Annotated in this window: 18 protein-coding genes and 1 other annotated feature; all 18 genes read right to left on the bottom strand. The window is 42.6% G+C overall.

What is annotated here, in order from left to right; translation table 11 throughout:
- Positions 1-138: 138 nt before the first annotated feature.
- Positions 139-672: a transcription termination/antitermination protein NusG gene (nusG, locus tag NYE49_RS00650; RefSeq protein WP_003225764.1), complete on the bottom strand. Its 534-nt coding sequence runs from the start codon at positions 670-672 to the stop codon at positions 139-141.
- Between the two features lie 177 nt (positions 673-849).
- On the bottom strand, positions 850-1,029 hold the full coding sequence (gene secE, locus NYE49_RS00645) for a preprotein translocase subunit SecE (RefSeq protein WP_004399676.1): 180 nt from the start codon (positions 1,027-1,029) through the stop codon (positions 850-852).
- Positions 1,030-1,062: 33 nt separating this feature from the next.
- Complete coding sequence (rpmG, locus tag NYE49_RS00640) at positions 1,063-1,212, bottom strand: 50S ribosomal protein L33 (protein ID WP_003156421.1); 150 nt, start codon at positions 1,210-1,212, stop codon at positions 1,063-1,065.
- A 92-nt stretch (positions 1,213-1,304) separates the two neighbouring features.
- Entirely contained in the window at positions 1,305-1,961 is a 657-nt protein-coding gene (sigH, locus tag NYE49_RS00635; RefSeq protein WP_003225758.1) for an RNA polymerase sporulation sigma factor SigH, read from the bottom strand.
- A gap of 62 nt (positions 1,962-2,023) precedes the next feature.
- Positions 2,024-2,536 (bottom strand): ribosome-dependent mRNA decay endonuclease Rae1/YacP, encoded by a 513-nt coding sequence (rae1, locus tag NYE49_RS00630; RefSeq protein WP_047181978.1) that lies wholly within the window; start codon positions 2,534-2,536, stop codon positions 2,024-2,026.
- Between the two features lie 6 nt (positions 2,537-2,542).
- Complete coding sequence (gene rlmB / locus NYE49_RS00625; RefSeq protein ID WP_014475598.1) at positions 2,543-3,292, bottom strand: 23S rRNA (guanosine(2251)-2'-O)-methyltransferase RlmB; 750 nt, start codon at positions 3,290-3,292, stop codon at positions 2,543-2,545.
- Positions 3,276-3,707, bottom strand: a complete 432-nt coding sequence (locus NYE49_RS00620; protein ID WP_014475597.1) for a mini-ribonuclease 3 — start codon at positions 3,705-3,707, stop codon at positions 3,276-3,278. The genes rlmB and NYE49_RS00620 overlap by 17 nt, the downstream gene beginning before the upstream one ends.
- 3 nt (positions 3,708-3,710) lie before the next feature.
- Positions 3,711-5,111, bottom strand: coding sequence for a cysteine--tRNA ligase (gene cysS / locus NYE49_RS00615; RefSeq protein ID WP_015482703.1), 1,401 nt, complete (start codon positions 5,109-5,111; stop codon positions 3,711-3,713).
- Positions 5,108-5,761, bottom strand: a complete 654-nt coding sequence (cysE, locus tag NYE49_RS00610; RefSeq protein ID WP_003225749.1) for a serine O-acetyltransferase — start codon at positions 5,759-5,761, stop codon at positions 5,108-5,110. Before cysE ends, cysS begins: the two co-directional genes overlap by 4 nt.
- 68 nt (positions 5,762-5,829) lie before the next feature.
- Positions 5,830-6,060, bottom strand: a binding site (T-box leader).
- A gap of 2 nt (positions 6,061-6,062) precedes the next feature.
- Positions 6,063-7,514: a glutamate--tRNA ligase gene (gene gltX, locus NYE49_RS00605; protein ID WP_014478617.1), complete on the bottom strand. Its 1,452-nt coding sequence runs from the start codon at positions 7,512-7,514 to the stop codon at positions 6,063-6,065.
- A gap of 90 nt (positions 7,515-7,604) precedes the next feature.
- Positions 7,605-8,081 (bottom strand): 2-C-methyl-D-erythritol 2,4-cyclodiphosphate synthase, encoded by a 477-nt coding sequence (gene ispF, locus NYE49_RS00600; protein ID WP_003225745.1) that lies wholly within the window; start codon positions 8,079-8,081, stop codon positions 7,605-7,607.
- The gene (gene ispD, locus NYE49_RS00595) at positions 8,074-8,772 is read right to left on the bottom strand and encodes a 2-C-methyl-D-erythritol 4-phosphate cytidylyltransferase (RefSeq protein ID WP_015252991.1); all 699 of its coding nucleotides are present in this window, start codon (positions 8,770-8,772) and stop codon (positions 8,074-8,076) included. Before ispD ends, ispF begins: the two co-directional genes overlap by 8 nt.
- Before the next feature lie 14 nt (positions 8,773-8,786).
- Positions 8,787-9,887, bottom strand: a complete 1,101-nt coding sequence (locus tag NYE49_RS00590) for a PIN/TRAM domain-containing protein (RefSeq protein ID WP_003235014.1) — start codon at positions 9,885-9,887, stop codon at positions 8,787-8,789.
- Between the two features lie 115 nt (positions 9,888-10,002).
- Positions 10,003-11,085, bottom strand: a complete 1,083-nt coding sequence (gene disA, locus NYE49_RS00585; protein ID WP_003225736.1) for a DNA integrity scanning diadenylate cyclase DisA — start codon at positions 11,083-11,085, stop codon at positions 10,003-10,005.
- Between the two features lie 3 nt (positions 11,086-11,088).
- Entirely contained in the window at positions 11,089-12,465 is a 1,377-nt protein-coding gene (radA, locus tag NYE49_RS00580) for a DNA repair protein RadA (protein WP_014475593.1), read from the bottom strand.
- A gap of 91 nt (positions 12,466-12,556) precedes the next feature.
- On the bottom strand, positions 12,557-14,989 hold the full coding sequence (clpC, locus tag NYE49_RS00575) for an ATP-dependent protease ATP-binding subunit ClpC (RefSeq protein WP_014475592.1): 2,433 nt from the start codon (positions 14,987-14,989) through the stop codon (positions 12,557-12,559).
- Positions 14,986-16,077, bottom strand: a complete 1,092-nt coding sequence (locus NYE49_RS00570) for a protein arginine kinase (protein WP_003235007.1) — start codon at positions 16,075-16,077, stop codon at positions 14,986-14,988. The genes clpC and NYE49_RS00570 overlap by 4 nt, the downstream gene beginning before the upstream one ends.
- Positions 16,077-16,634, bottom strand: coding sequence for a protein-arginine kinase activator protein McsA (mcsA, locus tag NYE49_RS00565; protein WP_015252993.1), 558 nt, complete (start codon positions 16,632-16,634; stop codon positions 16,077-16,079). Before mcsA ends, NYE49_RS00570 begins: the two co-directional genes overlap by 1 nt.
- Positions 16,635-16,638: the final 4 nt, after the last annotated feature.

The raw sequence follows: 16,638 nt of genomic DNA, 5'->3' as shown, positions 1-16,638 counted from the left end.
TAAATAGGGTAAACCCTCCCACTCAAGGTTTCATTCTTTATATGAATGACGAAATATCATGCTAGTTGCCTTGGATAAGTCCAAGACGTACCTTTGCTATATTATCATTTATATATAGCAATTTCAAGTTTTTTCACATTACAATTTATCGATTTGAGTAAATTCCAGCTCAACCGGCGTTTCACGGCCGAACATATTAACGAAAACTTTGACCTTGCTTTTATCATAATCAATCTCTTCAATTGATCCTGTAAAGTTAGCAAAAGGTCCGTCTATTACTTTCACTGTCTCTTTCAGTTCAAAGTCAATATCAGTTTTGCGTTCATCCATGCCCATTCTCTTCAGAATGGTTTCTGCTTCGCCCGGAAGAAGCGGCGTCGGTTTTGAACCTGACCCGGCAGATCCTACGAATCCAGTAACGCCCGGCGTGTTGCGGACAACATACCAAGAGTCGTCTGTCATTACAATTTCAACAAGCACATAACCAGGGAATACTTTCTTTTTCACGACTTTTTTCTTGCCGTTTTTGATATCCGTTTCTTCTTCTTCGGGTACGACTACACGGAAAATTTTATCCTGCATCCCCATTGATTCAACACGTTTTTCCAAGTTGGCTTTTACTTTATTCTCATAACCAGAGTACGTGTGAACAACATACCAATTCTTTTCCATTCTATTCAGGACTGTCCAGTCCTTCCCTCCCCGCATTTGGTTTTAGTGAATTACCATAACGCTTCAAAAATAGGCGGCAAGCCTATGATAACTATCATTTTAAGCCACAATAAAAAACCCGCTGAACGGGTTTTGGCAAGTAATATTATGATCTATTATAGCACGTATTGCTGATCATTATTCAACTATTAAACGAATTAATTGAGAAATTCCTGTGTCAAGGAGGGCAAAAAAGATAACAAAAAAGATAACTGTTGAAATTACCGTAATGGTATAACGCGTTAACTCTTTTCCTTTAGGCCAGCTTACCTTTTTCATTTCTTTCCCAACATCTTTAAAGAATTTCATAATACGCATGTAAAAGACCTCCACAATTTAAAAGCGCAAAAACTATTTTGTTTCAAGATGAGCTGTATGTGAATTGCAAGTACTGCAGTATTTCTTTACTTCTAATCGCTCAGCCGCTGATGCAGAGCTCTTCATTGTCGTATAATTACGGTTTCCGCATGTCTTGCATGCTAACGTAATCTTTTTTCTCATGTCATTACACCTTTTTCTAAATAGACATTAGTTCTTATCTTTAGTAACATATCATAGTCAGAAAAATACTGTCAATATAGCATAAATTCCTATTACAAACTGATTTCGCGAATTTCCAAGTACTTCTCCAGCTTGCGTTTCACACGCTGAAGGGCATTGTCGATCGATTTCACATGTCGGTTCAGTTCATCAGAAATCTCTTGGTAACTTCTCCCGTCGAGATATAAGACAAGTACTTTTCTCTCTAAATCACTTAATAGTTCACCCATTTTCATTTCAATATCATCAAATTCTTCCTGATTAATGATCATTTCCTCAGGATTTAAGGTTTTCGCTCCTGAAATGACATCCAGCAGCGTTCGGTCTGATTCTTCATCAAAAATCGGTTTATCTAATGAGACGTAGGAATTCAAAGGAATGTGTTTCTGGCGAGTAGCTGTCTTTATTGCGGTAATAATTTGGCGGGTAATACATAATTCTGCGAAAGCTTTGAATGAGGTAAGCTTGTCCTCTTTGAAGTCACGAATAGACTTATAGAGGCCTATCATGCCTTCCTGAACAATATCCTCTCTGTCCGCCCCTATTAAGAAATAGGATCTTGCTTTTGCCCGAACAAAGTTTCGGTACTTCGTAATCAAGTAATCTAACGCATCACTGTCCCCAACATGAACCTTTTCAATGACCTGCTCGTCCTCCAACTGGCAAAACTGCTCTTTGTTGAATTTTCCCTTGTTGTTCTGTAGATTCACTCCGATCCCCCCGGCGCACGTAGATAGAAATATTATACAGTATTGGGCAAAAAAGCGTCAACTTAATCTAAGTCTCCCCGCCTCCACTTTTCAAACGTTTTCAAAACCTCTTCCGATAAAGCAATTTTACCCGCCGGCTTTTCGGAAGTGATTTTTCTTACCCGTCTCTCTATTCGCCTTTCAATCGTTTCTACCTCTCTCAAAAGCTCCCGGGCCGATTTCCGCAATGCCCCCTGTCCGAAAATCGCCCACTGCTCAGTATAGTCAGAGGTCGCAACGTGAATTTGAGTCGCAACATTATTCAAAGCCTGAGCGAGCTTTTCTATCCGCTCATCAGCCGTCTCATTTTCTTTTGTAAAAATTACTTCAACTCGATGGTTGGTCTGTTTTTTCTCAAGCCCTTTTACGAGATGCGCGTCAAAAACAACAATAACCCTGTTTCCTGTATACGATTGATATTCCGCCATTTTCTGAATCAGTACGTCTCTCGCCTCTTCAAAACTGTTCGCTTTTAAATCCTTCAGCTGCGGCCAGGCTCCAATCATGTTGTACCCGTCTACTAACAGGATATCCATGGGTCTTTATTCTCCCAGAGGGTTTCGTTTCCGGTAGACTTCATACATCAAAAGACCAGCCGCGACAGATGCATTTAGTGAAGTTACCTTTCCGGCCATCGGGAGTTTAATGAGAAAATCGCACTTTTCCTTCACAAGGCGGCCCATCCCTTTTCCTTCACTTCCGATGACTAGAGCCAAAGGCATATTGCCGTCCATATTGCGGTAATCCTCACGCGCGGACGCATCCGTTCCGACAACCCAGATTCCCCGCTCTTTCATCTCTTCTAACGTCCGTGCCAAATTGGTGACTCTTGCTACAGGAATGTGCTCAATTGCTCCTGTTGAAGCTTTTGCCACTGTTGTTGTCAGCCCGACAGCTCTCCGTTTTGGAATAACGATGCCATGAGCGCCGACCGCATCTGCTGTCCTCATAATGGAACCCAGATTATGAGGGTCTTCAAGCTCGTCCAGAATGAGGAAGAAAGGCTGTTCATTTTTTTCTTCAGCTGCTTTATATAAATCGTCCAGTTCTGCATATTCATACGCTGCAACCTGTGCCACTACGCCCTGATGCTGTCCTGTCACCATTTGATCGAGTTTTTTTCTCGGGACGTATTGAATCGTGATTCCCTGCTTTTTGGCAAGCTCAATCACTTGCTGTGCTTGTCCCTTTACGGTGTTTTCCGCCATCCACAGCTTATACAGCTTCCGATCAGATTTTAACGTCTCGATCACTGCATTTTTCCCTATGACGTAATCATGTTGCTGACTCATTTGTTTTCCTCCCTGACGTCCCGAATTGTATAGCTTCGGCTACGAGCTGACTAAGTCGTTCCTCTTTTTTCTCTAGAAAAAGGTAGCCCAGAAGCGCTTCAAATGCTGTACTGTAGCGGTACGTCTGAACATCTGTATTTTTAGGTATTGTCCCTGATTTGGCATTTCTGCCTCTTTTCAGCACCGCTTCCTCTTCTTCTGTAAAAAATGATTGATTCTGCAGAAAAAATAGGATCTCAGCCTGTGACTTTGCTGAAACAATCCGGCTTGATTTCTTATGAAGATCATTTGGTTTGGTAAAGCCCTGCTTAAGCAGGTGATGCCTGACATACACTTCAAAAATGGCATCACCTATATAAGCAAGCGCAAGACCGTTAAGCTGCTTAGAATCTTTTATCGTATCAAATTCAAGCATCTGTTATTCTCCCCGTTTCCAGCGAGTGCCTTGAGCCGTATCTTCAAGAATGATATTCATGCTTTTCAGCTGGTCGCGGATCTGGTCTGACAATGCAAAATCGCGATTCCGGCGCGCTTCATTTCGCTTTTCGATTAAGTCTTCAATCTCTTGATCGAGAAGTTCCTGCTCTCCCAACGAAAAACCGAGGACAGAAACAATGCGGTCAAACATCTCAATAAACGCCGTAATCACATGATCAGCCGTATGATCTTTCTGAAGATAATAATTGGCGTGTTTCGCTAAGTCAAACAAGACTGAAATGGCATTCGCCGTATTAAAATCATCGTCCATCGCTTCTTCGAATGCTTTGCGGTGTTCTTCAACTTTTTCAATCCATTGATCGTCATCTTCGGTTAAATTCGTACTGCTGTTCAGACGGTGCTGAAGATTGCTGTACGCTGTTTTTAAACGGTTGAACGCGCTTTTCGTATTCTCCAGAAGCTCTTCTGAATAGTTAATCGGATGGCGATAATGAACAGATAGCATAAAGAATCTCAAAAGCTGCGGATCATGCTGTTTAATGATGTCATGGACAAGCACAAAGTTGCCTAGTGATTTTGACATTTTTTCATTATCAATATTGATATAACCATTATGAAGCCAGTACTTCGCAAACGTTTTGCCTGTCAGCGCCTCAGATTGCGCGATTTCGTTTTCATGGTGAGGGAATGTTAAATCCTGTCCGCCCGCATGAATATCAATCTGGTCACCGAGATACTTTTTCACCATTGCTGAGCATTCAATGTGCCAGCCCGGACGTCCTTTCCCCCAAGGGCTATCCCAAGAGATTTCTCCTTCTTTTGCCGCTTTCCACAATGCGAAATCAAGAGCATCTTCTTTTTTCTCGCCGACTCGGATGCGTGCACCTGATCTAAGTTCATCGATTGATTGCTGAGAAAGCTTTCCGTACCCTTCAAATGCTCTGGTTTTGAAATATACGTCACCTTCTGATTCATATGCGTAGCCCTTTTTCACGAGCTGATCTACGAATTCGATAATGGCGTCCATGTTCTCCATTACTCGCGGATGAAGGTCGGCTTTTCGGCAGCCTAGCGCACCTACGTCTTCAAAGTATGCTTTAATAAAACGCTCTGAAATGGTGGGTACATCCTCACCGAGTTCATTTGCCGCTTTAATTAATTTATCGTCTACGTCTGTGAAGTTAGAGACATACTGCACATCATAGCCTTTATACTCTAAATAGTTTCGAACCGTATCGTAAACGATTGCCGGACGCGCGTTCCCGATATGAATGTAATTGTAAACCGTGGGTCCGCATACATACATTTTCACTTTTCCCTCTTCAAGAGGAACGAATGTTTCCTTCTGTCTAGTCAATGTATTATAAAGTGTGATTGTCATTTTTGATTGATCCTTTCTTTTCTGTCTTCAAGTTCTGCCTTCAGCTCTAAAATCTGCTGTTCCAAAGACTTAAAGCGGTCAGCAACTGGATCGGGCAAATCCTGATGGTTTAAATCGCGTCTTACTTTCTTGCCATTTTGTACAACGACCCGCCCAGGGATACCGACAACTGTTGAAAAATCAGGAACATCATGCAGCACTACTGAACCAGCGCCAATCTTTGAGCCTTCACCGACCGTAATAGAACCGAGCACTTTAGCACCTGTGGCTATCAATGCGTCATCTTTAATCGTTGGGTGCCTTTTTCCCTTTTCTTTCCCCGTTCCCCCGAGGGTAACCCCCTGAAAAACGGTTACGTTATTGCCGATTTCACATGTCTCCCCAATGACAACCCCCATGCCGTGGTCTATGAAAAATCTTCTCCCGATTGTAGCGCCGGGGTGGATTTCTATCCCGGTAAAAAATCGGCTTACTTGAGATATAAGGCGTGCAAGGAAATAAAATTTTCGTTTATATAAAGCATGTGCAATCCGATGCGCCCATATAGCATGTAAACCGGAATAAGTTAAAATCACTTCAAAATAGCTTCTTGCTGCGGGATCTTGATCGAACACAGTATCAATGTCTTCTTTGAGCATTCTAAAAAACACATGCTTCCCCCCGTTTCTCTATCTAATTTCCTCTACCCAATAAAAAAAGCGTCTCTGCATGTAAACATGACAGAGACGCTTTAACCGCGCGGTTCCACTCTGTTTGAAAAGCAGACTTCTGCTCTCCCAACTTCAGCCTGTAACGGCGGCGGCCGCCTTTGAATACTGATTTCAAAAAACGTTCTTCAAAGGTCTTAAGGGCGCACTTCTAAAACCCGGCTCATGGATCTCTCTCAGCCAATGGAGATCCTTTCTGTAATGGCCTAAAGCTTTATACTCTTCCCTGTCAACAATCATTTATTTAGATATTTTTCAAACGCTGAATTGCAGTCTCTTTACCGATCAATTCAATTGATTGCGGCAGTTCCGGACCGTGAGTTTGCCCTGTTACAGCAACACGAATCGGCATAAACAGTTTTTTTCCTTTATGGCCAGTTTCTTTCTGCACTGCTTTGATCGATGCTTTGATGTTATCCGGAGTGAACTCCTCAAGCTCTTCAAGCTTCGCTGCGAATGTGCTGAGCACTTCAGGAACCTGTTCTTCTTCCAGAACAGCTTTCGCTTCTTGATTATACTCGATCTCATCCGTAAAGAACAAATCAGTCAGCTCAACAATTTCCGCACCGTAGCTTAATTGCTCATGATACAGGGAAATCAGTTTACGAACCCATTCTTGTTCTTCAGCAGAAAGCTCAGTGCCAACTTTGCCGGCTTTTTGCAAATGCGGAAGCGTCAATTCAACAACCTGATCAAGATCCAGCTTCTTCACATATTGGTTGTTAACCCATTTTAGCTTATGCATATCAAACAAAGCTGGTGATTTAGATAAACGATTTACATCAAAAATTTCAATAAACTGTTCTTTTGTGAAAAGCTCTTCTTCTCCAACAGGTGACCAGCCTAACAGGCCGATAAAGTTGAACAGTGCTTCTGGCAGGTAGCCAAGCTCTTTGTACTGCTCGATGAATTGAATAATGGATTCATCACGTTTGCTGAGCTTTTTACGGCTTTCGTTTACGATCAGCGTCATGTGTCCGAACTGAGGAATATCCCATCCGAATGCTTGATAAATCATAATCTGTTTCGGTGTGTTAGAAATATGATCCTCACCACGCAGCACGTGTGTCATTTTCATTAAGTAGTCATCAATCGCTACCGCGAAGTTGTAAGTCGGCGTTCCGTCCTTTTTCACAATAACAAAGTCGCCGATGCCATCTGATTCAAAAGAAATTTCACCTTTTACGATATCATTGAAGGCGATGATTTTCCCTTCCGGCACTCGGAAACGAATACTCGGTTTTCTGCCTTCAGCGATAAATTTCTCCTGTTCTTCCTGAGTCAGGTCTCTGTGTTTTCCGGAATAACGAGGCATTTCTCCGCGGGCAATCTGTTCTTCACGCTCTTTTTCAAGCTCTTCTTCCGTACAGTAACATTTATAAGCAAGCCCTTTTTCAAGAAGCTCTTCATAGTACACTTTATAGATATCGTTACGCTCTGACTGACGGTATGGGCCGTACTCTCCTCCGACATCCACACTCTCATCCCAGTCAATACCTAGCCACTTCAGATAATTCAGCTGGCTTTGTTCTCCGCCCTCAATATTGCGCTTTTTATCAGTATCCTCAACTCGAATGATAAACTTACCGCCTTGATTGCGGGCAAATAAATAATTAAAAAGCGCCGTTCTGGCATTTCCAATATGCAAATGTCCGGTTGGACTCGGTGCATAACGGACGCGTACTTCGTTTCCCATTTTCAAATACTTCCTTTCATGTCATGTATGGCCTCAGGCAAAAATGTATGAATCTATTCTACCACCAAATAGACCCGGCATCAAAACAAGTTAGCCTTTTTGTATCAGTACTGTCGCCTGAGCCGCTATTCCTTCCGCCCGGCCTGTAAATCCAAGCTTTTCTGTCGTTGTTGCTTTTACATTTACTTGAGAAACATCTGCCTCAAGGCCTTCAGCAATTCTTTTTCTCATATCTTCTATGTACGGCAGCATCTTCGGCTTTTGCGCTATGATGGTGCAATCAATGTTCCCAAGGACATACCCCTTCTGTTTCACGATTCCCCAGACATGCTGAAGTAATTTGAAAGAATCTGCGTCCTTGAACTCGGGATCTGTGTCAGGAAAATGCTTGCCGATGTCTCCTTCACCCACAGCTCCCAGGCAGGCGTCAGCGACGGTATGCAGCAATACGTCTGCATCAGAATGGCCAAGCAGCCCTTTTTCGTACGGGATTTCAATTCCGCCAATAATGAGAGGACGGCCCTCCACTAATTGATGCACATCAAATCCTTGTCCAATTCTAAACATGTTTATTCCCACTTTCTGATTCCATGATAGCTTCAGCTGACGTCAAATCGTCTGGCGTCGTCAGCTTAATATTTGTATAGCTGCCTTCTACAACACGGACCGAACCGCCCTCCATCTGTTCAACGAGGCTGGCGTCATCCGTCCCTAAAAATCCCTTGCGCTCGGCCTCAGCGTGAGCCTTCATCAATAAAGAAAGACGAAAAGCTTGTGGCGTTTGGACAGCCCACAAGCTTGAACGTTCAATCGTCTCACTGACTTGTAAATCTTGAACGCGTTTAATCGTATCTTTTACCGGAACAGCAAGGATGGCCGCTCCTGTCTGTTCCGCCTCTGCGATCAGTTCGTCAATTTGTTCATGTTTTATAAATGGGCGGGCACCGTCATGTACAAGGACAATCTTTTCCTGCTTTACGGCTTTCAGCCCCTTATACACACTGTGCTGACGCTCTTCTCCGCCTGCAACAAGCTCAATCGAAGTTTGAAACGGGTAATCGGACAGCAATTGCTGAAAGTGCTCCCGCTCCTGCTCGTTAATCACCAAAATGATTTTATCGCACTGCCGGTGGCTGTCAAACACTCTTAACGTGTGTATGATCACCGGGTCTCCTTTCAGCTCAATGAACAGTTTATTTCTCCCTGCCTTCATCCGCTTTCCCTGTCCGGCTGCAGGAATCACCACATCATAACTCATTGTTTCTTCTCCCTTTACAGCGCCTTCTCCAACAGCTTAGGCTTCGCAAAAATCATTCGTCCCGCTGCTGTCTGCAGCACACTTGTGACGAGTACATCAATATGCTTGCCGATATAATTCCGTCCTTCTTCAACGACAATCATCGTACCGTCATCCAAGTAGGCAACTCCCTGATTATGCTCTTTCCCGTCCTTAATGACCTGAACATTCATTTCCTCGCCAGGAAGCACAACAGGCTTGACCGCATTGGCAAGGTCATTAATGTTTAATACTGCTACCTTCTGAAGCTCGCACACTTTATTTAAATTAAAATCATTCGTCACGACGACCCCGGATGTCAGCTTAGCAAGTTTGACGAGCTTGCTGTCAACCTCCTGAATATCTTCAAAGTCGCCTTCGTAAATTTCAACTTCAATGTCTAATTCTTTCTGAATGCGGTTCAGGATATCAAGACCGCGGCGTCCTCTGTTTCGTTTTAAAACATCTGAAGAGTCTGCAATATGCTGCAATTCCTCAAGAACAAACTGCGGAATCACGATAACTCCCTCTAAAAAACCAGTCTGACAAATATCTGCTATTCTCCCATCAATAATAACACTAGTGTCCAAAATTTTCAGCTTCTTGTCTTGAACCTCATGTTCTTCATCAGCTGTTCCTTTTTTCTTTTGCATTCTGGCGGAAATGGAAAACAGGCTGATCAATTCATCCTTTTTCTTAAAGCCCACCTGGAAGCCGAGATAACCGAGGAAGAAAGCCAAAAATACAGGAATTATTGTGCTGAATATGCGGTAAGGTATATTGTCTAAAGGAATAACATTTACGATAAGATAAGCAATTATAAGTCCAAAAACTAAGCCAAGACTTCCAAATAACAAATCTGGAACCGGCGCTTTTAACAATGAATCCTCTATCCACTTCACCCAGTTCACAACGTATTCTGTACCCCATATACTGATGAGAAAAAAGATAATTGCTCCTATTGCCGCAGACGTATATGCGTTTGTTATTAAAGGTATGTCCTGTATATTTAACAGTACAAACAATTCAGGTATCAAAAATATACCAACAACGCCGCCAAAAATAATGAAGAACGCCTGAACTATTCGTTTTAACATACCCCCACCTCCTTTTTTAACATTTTAATTTCACAAAGTCTTATGCATCCTACGAATATCAGAATAAACAAAAACCAACATTAATATACCCGTATTCATAAGGTTTTAACCGAAATCACAGTTGTCTGTCTAAATAATGCTTCTCTTGCAGGCGTTTTAATCCTTTTTTGATTTTTTGGGCTCGTACTTCACCGATTCCCTCTACTTCATCTAATTCTTCTGCACTCGCCTCAATAATCCTTGGCAGGACTCCAAATGCTTCTACAACATTTTCAACAATCGGCATCGGAAGACGCGGTATCTTATTTAACAGCCTGTATCCTCTCGGCAATACATAATCATCAAGATTAGTAGAAGCAGGGTAACCGAGAAGCTTATACACAATGGAATCATCCAGCAGATCATAACTGGACATATCCTGCAGCTCCTTCAAGAGAACAAACGGATCTTTAATCTTTTCTTTTACATAGTCCTTAATAAATAAAGCGGCCTCTTCTTCCATATCCGTAATCAATTCAATGACTTGCAGTTTGATCAGATGTCCTTCTGTCCCCAGCTCTTTGATATACATATTAATTTCGTTTTTGATTCTCAGTACCATTTCATAACGATGCATGACAGACAAGACATCACTGAAGGTAACAAGTTCCTCAAACTCTAACGCGTTCAGTGCATTAATCGTTTTATCGAGGATTGTCTTATATTTTTCAAGTGTTTGAATGGCTTGGTTCGCCTTGGTTAAAATAAATCCTATGTCTTTTAGTGTATACTTCATGTTTTCCTGATATAACGTTATGACATTTCTTCTTTCAGAAATTGCGATCACAAGACAGCCAGTTTGCTTAGCTACTCTTTCGGCAGTTCTGTGCCGCATTCCTGTTTCTGATGAAGAAATTGTGGCATCCGGCATCAGCTGAGTATTCGCGTAGAGGATTTTTTGACCCGAATCACTTAAAATGATCGCTCCATCCATTTTAGCCAGCTCATATAAATGCGCCGGAGAAAAAGCCGTGTTTATGTGAAAGCCGCCGTCCACCACTTCTTTTACTTTATCATTATATCCAACAACAATCAGACCGCCTGTATTTGCTCTCAAGACGTTTTCCATCCCCGCTCTGAGCGGTGTACCTGGAGCAACAAACTGCAATATAGATGACAGGTCTAACTCGTGTTTCGCCCCTTTTTTCTCTTTTTCCATCTATTATCCTCCTAATGAAGTACGAAGCGCTTCTGCAACATTTGCTACTCCGATAACCTCAATCCCTTTTGGTTTTGTCCATCCATCCAGATTTGCCGCGGGTATGATCATGCGTTTAAAACCAAGCTTTGCCGCTTCTTTCACACGCTGTTCAATTCTTGAAACCCGCCGGACTTCTCCGGTTAATCCCACTTCTCCAATAAAACAATCTGCAGGATTTGGAGGTGTGTCTCTAAAGCTTGATGCGATACTAATCACAATGGCAAGATCAATTGCCGGTTCATCAAGCTTAACGCCGCCAGCCACTTTCAAATAAGCATCCTGATTTTGCAGCAGCAGCCCTACTCTTTTTTCTAACACAGCCATTAACAGAGAAACCCTGTTATGGTCTATTCCCGTTGCCATACGCCTTGGGTTGCCAAAGCTTGTTGGCGAGATAAGCGCCTGAATTTCAACAAGAATCGGTCTAGTGCCCTCCATAGAGGCAGTGATACTCGAGCCTGCGGAACCAGCAGAGCGTTCTTCTAAGAAAATTTCTGAAGGATTCAAAACCTCAGTGAGCCCCTCTTCCCGCATTTCAAAAATGCCCATTTCGTTTGTAGATCCGAAACGGTTTTTTACAGCCCGCAAAATACGGAAAGTATGGTGGCGTTCTCCCTCAAAATATAAAACAGTGTCAACCATATGCTCCAACAGTCTCGGACCTGCAATAGACCCTTCTTTCGTCACGTGCCCTACGATAAAAATCGGAATACCTTTTGTTTTTGCAATTTTCATCAGCTCAGCGGTACATTCTCTGACTTGTGACACACTGCCTGGAGCCGATGTAATATCGCTTTGGTAAACCGTCTGAATAGAGTCAACAACGACAAACGCTGGATTCATCTCTTGTATAGCAGACGAAATATACTCCATATCGGTTTCAGATAAAACATGCAGTGACGGATTATTAATGCCGAGCCGGTCTGCTCGCAGCTTCGTTTGCTTTACAGATTCTTCTCCCGAAATATACAGCACACTGTTTGATGAGCCTGATAATTGAGCGGAAACCTGCAGTAATAGCGTTGACTTTCCGATACCAGGATCACCGCCGATTAAAACGAGGGAGCCTTTAACGACACCTCCGCCGAGTACTCTGTTAAACTCGCCAAGCTGTGTTTTGACGCGGGGTTCTTCTGATGTTTCGATTGATGTAATAGGTGAAGGTTTCTGTACAGTTTGAACAGAATGAGAAAAAGCCGCTCTCCGATTGGCCGGTGCTTTTTTAATCATTTCTTCCACCATTGTATTCCAAGCACCGCAGCCCGGACATTTCCCCATCCATTTTGGAGACTCGTAGCCGCAGGATTGGCAGATGAATTTCGATTTTGTTTTAGCCATATATAGTGTAAGACCTCTCCCTTGTTCTATTTCTTGATATGAAAGTGAGGCATACACTTACATGCTGTATGCCTCATTTCCGTCTTCTATATTAATTCGTTTTAGCAGTCGTTTTTACGACAAATTCGCCATCTTCTACATCAAGAACAATATGCTGTCCTTTATGAATATTTCCTCTGAGGAGTTCTTCAGATAAACGATCCTCGACATGTTTTTGGATCGCTCTTCTTAACGGACGGGCACCGTATTCCAGGTCAACGCCCTCTTCCGCGACTTTCGCTTTTGCAGCATCTGTCAATTCGATAGAAAGATCTTGTTCTTTCAGGCGTTTCGTTAATTGATCAGACATTAATGACACAATTTCAGTAAGATGTTTTTTCTCAAGTGAATGGAAGACAATGATTTCATCAATACGGTTGATGAACTCAGGTCTGAACGCTCGTTTCAATTCACCCATCACTTTATCTTTCATGTCTTTATGATTTTGAGTTTCATCCTGAACGTTAAAGCCGACATATTTATTGCGTTTCAGCTCACTTGCTCCGACGTTTGATGTCATGATCAGAATGGTATTGCGGAAATCGACTGTGCGTCCTTTAGAATCAGTCAATCGTCCGTCTTCAAGAACTTGCAGAAGGATATTGAAGACATCAGGGTGCGCTTTCTCGATCTCATCAAGAAGCACGACAGAGTAAGGTTTTCTTCTGACTTTCTCTGTCAATTGACCGCCTTCATCATATCCCACATATCCCGGAGGTGAACCAACAAGTCTTGAAGTTGAGTGTTTTTCCATGTATTCAGACATATCAATTCTGATCATGGATTCTTCATCGCCAAAAATGGATTCAGCGAGTGCTCGTGCAAGCTCTGTTTTACCTACACCTGTAGGGCCTAAGAAAATGAATGAGCCGATTGGGCGTTTAGGATCTTTCAACCCTGCTCTCGCACGTCTGACGGCTTTTGCAACAGCTACAACTGCCTCATCCTGGCCGATGACGCGGGAATGAAGAATGTTTTCCATATTGAGAAGCTTATCAGTTTCAGTTTGGGCGATTTTAGATACAGGCACACCGGTCCAGCTGGATACAACCATCGCAATATCATCCACAGTAACCTCTGAGTTTTCCTGCCCTTGCTTCTCTTTCCATGATTTCTTCGTATCCTCTACTTGCTCGCGCAGGCGTTGTTCAGTATCACGCAAGGAAGCAGCTTTTTCAAACTCTTGGCTTTGCACTGCCGCATCCTTCTCTTTACGAACCTCATCAAGCTTCTGCTCAAGCTCTTTTAAGTTAGGAGGCGTTGTAAATGAGCGCAGTCTCACCTTTGAACCTGCTTCATCGATCAAGTCAATTGCTTTATCCGGAAGGAAGCGGTCAGAAATATATCTGTCAGAAAGCTTAACCGCAGCTTCAATGGCATCATCAGTGATAGAAACGCGGTGGTGGGCTTCGTATCTGTCACGCAGACCTTGTAAAATTTGAATACTTTCATCTACAGATGGCTGATCAACCTGAATCGGCTGAAAACGGCGTTCCAGTGCTGCATCTTTTTCAATATATTTACGGTACTCATCAAGAGTCGTTGCACCAATACATTGGAGTTCGCCGCGAGCAAGTGATGGTTTTAAAATATTAGATGCATCAATAGCACCTTCTGCTCCGCCTGCCCCGATTAGTGTATGGAGCTCATCGATGAATAGAATGATATTTCCTGCCTGGCGAATTTCATCCATGACCTTCTTCAGGCGATCCTCAAATTCTCCACGGTATTTTGTGCCGGCAACAACTGTTCCCATGTCTAATGTCATCACACGTTTATCACGCAAAATTTCGGGTACTTCATTATTGATAATTTGCTGTGCCAAACCTTCTGCGATAGCCGTTTTACCTACACCTGGTTCCCCTATGAGAACAGGGTTGTTTTTCGTTCTGCGGCTTAACACTTCAATGACACGCTGGATCTCCTTGCTTCTGCCGATTACAGGGTCAAGACTGTCTTCCTTCGCAATAGCAGTTAAGTCTCTTGCCAAGCTGTCAAGCGTAGGCGTATTCGCATTGCTGTTTGTTCCTGCCGCTGATGATCCTGTTTCATTACTTCCTAGAAGCTGGAGCACCTGCTGTCTTGCTTTATTTAAGCTGACACCGAGATTATTCAGAACTCTCGCAGCAACACCTTCTCCTTCACGAATCAGACCAAGAAGAATATGTTCTGTTCCAACATAAGAATGACCGAGTTTTCTTGCTTCATCCATTGAAAGCTCAATGACTTTTTTAGCTCTAGGAGTATAATGAATCGTTTGAGACATTTCCTGCCCGCGCCCGATCAAACTTTCTACTTCTTTCTGAATTTTATCTGAACCGAGTCCAAGCGCTTGAAGAGCTTTAGCAGCAATGCCCTCTCCTTCTCTTACCAGTCCTAATAAAATATGCTCAGTGCCAATGTTATTATGACCTAACCGAAGTGCTTCTTCCTGTGCTAGCGCCAGTACTTTTTGAGCTCGTTCTGTAAATCTTCCAAACATCATATCGATTCATCCTCCTGTCTTTTCCCATTCATTTCTAAGTGAAGCCGTTCTCTGATGAGAGCCGCTCTTCGAATGTCCCTTTCGTTCGGACGCAAAGCGCCTCCCGAGTATTGCTGTAAAAACCCTGGCTGCGTCAAAATCATAAGTTCGTTAAGTATGTTGCTTGAAAGTCCTTTTATAATGCCTAGGTCTATGCCTAACCGAACATCTGAAAGGCACTTTGCAGTTTCTTTCGATTCTATCATCCGGCAATTAGACAAGACCCCATAAGACCGATATACCCGATCCTCGAGTTCGATTTTAGAAGTTTGATAAATCGCTTCTCGGGCAGATCGTTCTTGTTCAATCAACTGAGCAGCAACACTGTTAAGATCCTCTACAATATCCTGCTCTGACTTACCAAGCGTGATCTGATTTGAAATTTGAAAGATATTCCCTACTGCTTCGCTGCCTTCCCCATAAATTCCTCTAACAACTAAGCCTAATTGATTAATTGCCGGTATAATTCGATTTATTTGCCTAGTTAAAACCAATGCCGGCAGATGCATCATGACCGAAGCCCTTAAACCTGTACCTACGTTTGTAGGACAGCTGGTTAAGTATCCTCTTTGCTCATTGAATGCATAATCAACTTTTTCTTCAATCCAGTCGTCGACCTGGTTTGCGGCTTTCATTGCTTCTAAAAGCTGAAATCCAGGGAAAAGACACTGAATTCTAATATGGTCCTCTTCATTTAGCATGACGCTTACTTCCTCATTTTCAGAAAGCAAACAGCCGCCAAAAGGAGACTCTGTCAGATTCGGGCTGATTAGATGTTTTTCAACAAGTACACGCTTCTCTAAAGGCTGCGCATCATTCATTCTAATCAAAACAAATTTGCCGATTCCGGGAATTTCTTGCTCTGAAAACTGATCTTCAAATTGCTGTATGATGGATGAGGCTTCTTCATTGGAATACCGCGTAGGGAACCGAATATGCTCAAAGTTCCTTGCTAAACGTATGCGGCTGCTGAGTACAATGTCACTTTCAGGTCCTTTCTGCTTCATCCAACTGCTTAGTGCGTCCTGAATAAAATGCTTTAGCGACATTACTCCTGTTCCTCCTCACTATCTGTACTTTTGAGTGATTGTTCTAATGAACGAATTTGATCTCTTACATGAGCTGCATTTTCAAATTCTTCTTGATGGATTAAGGATTCTAATTCCTTTTTTAGCATATCAATCTGCCGTCTGACATGAAGATTGCCGCCTATTCGTTTCGGTATCTTACCTGCATGCACAGTGTTTCCGCTGTGCACTTTACGTAGGATTGGTGTAATGTTGCTATGAAATGTTTTGTAACATTCAGAACATCCAAAACGGCCAATTTTTCTGAATTGCTGAAAAGTCATTCCGCATTTCGGACAAGCAGATATTTGCTCCGAGTGACTGAACATTTGAGTTCCTGCATTTTGAAATGAAGAATCCATGTTCAGTAAACCCGAAAGTAAATTATGAATAGAGAAACCCTGATTTGCACTTATACCATATGAATCACTATTTTCTTTGGCACATTGTTCACAAATATGAACTTCTATTTTTTCTCCGTTAACAACCTTTGTAAAGTGAAAAGTGGCTGGTCTCTCGTGGCACTCTTGACAAATCAATCTT

Source organism: Bacillus sp. FSL L8-0358, from assembly GCF_038593095.1.
Lineage (GTDB): Bacteria > Bacillota > Bacilli > Bacillales > Bacillaceae > Bacillus > Bacillus subtilis.
Note: the sequence above shows the minus strand (reverse complement) of the source record. Positions and strands in the feature narration are given on the sequence as shown.

Bases quoted from the DNA above. Each gene is read 5' to 3' on its own strand.
- nusG (WP_003225764.1), bottom strand. From the start codon at position 672: ATGGAAAAGAATTGGTATGTTGTTCACACGTACTCTGGTTATGAGAAT.
- secE (WP_004399676.1), bottom strand. From the start codon at position 1,029: ATGCGTATTATGAAATTCTTTAAAGATGTTGGGAAAGAAATGAAAAAG.
- rpmG (WP_003156421.1), bottom strand. From the start codon at position 1,212: ATGAGAAAAAAGATTACGTTAGCATGCAAGACATGCGGAAACCGTAAT.
- rae1 (WP_047181978.1), bottom strand. From the start codon at position 2,536: ATGGATATCCTGTTAGTAGACGGGTACAACATGATTGGAGCCTGGCCG.
- rlmB (WP_014475598.1), bottom strand. From the start codon at position 3,292: ATGAGTCAGCAACATGATTACGTCATAGGGAAAAATGCAGTGATCGAG.
- NYE49_RS00620 (WP_014475597.1), bottom strand. From the start codon at position 3,707: ATGCTTGAATTTGATACGATAAAAGATTCTAAGCAGCTTAACGGTCTT.
- cysS (WP_015482703.1), bottom strand. From the start codon at position 5,111: ATGACAATCACACTTTATAATACATTGACTAGACAGAAGGAAACATTC.
- gltX (WP_014478617.1), bottom strand. From the start codon at position 7,514: ATGGGAAACGAAGTACGCGTCCGTTATGCACCGAGTCCAACCGGACAT.
- ispF (WP_003225745.1), bottom strand. From the start codon at position 8,081: ATGTTTAGAATTGGACAAGGATTTGATGTGCATCAATTAGTGGAGGGC.
- ispD (WP_015252991.1), bottom strand. From the start codon at position 8,772: ATGAGTTATGATGTGGTGATTCCTGCAGCCGGACAGGGAAAGCGGATG.
- NYE49_RS00590 (WP_003235014.1), bottom strand. From the start codon at position 9,887: ATGTTAAAACGAATAGTTCAGGCGTTCTTCATTATTTTTGGCGGCGTT.
- disA (WP_003225736.1), bottom strand. From the start codon at position 11,085: ATGGAAAAAGAGAAAAAAGGGGCGAAACACGAGTTAGACCTGTCATCT.
- radA (WP_014475593.1), bottom strand. From the start codon at position 12,465: ATGGCTAAAACAAAATCGAAATTCATCTGCCAATCCTGCGGCTACGAG.
- clpC (WP_014475592.1), bottom strand. From the start codon at position 14,989: ATGATGTTTGGAAGATTTACAGAACGAGCTCAAAAAGTACTGGCGCTA.
- NYE49_RS00570 (WP_003235007.1), bottom strand. From the start codon at position 16,077: ATGTCGCTAAAGCATTTTATTCAGGACGCACTAAGCAGTTGGATGAAG.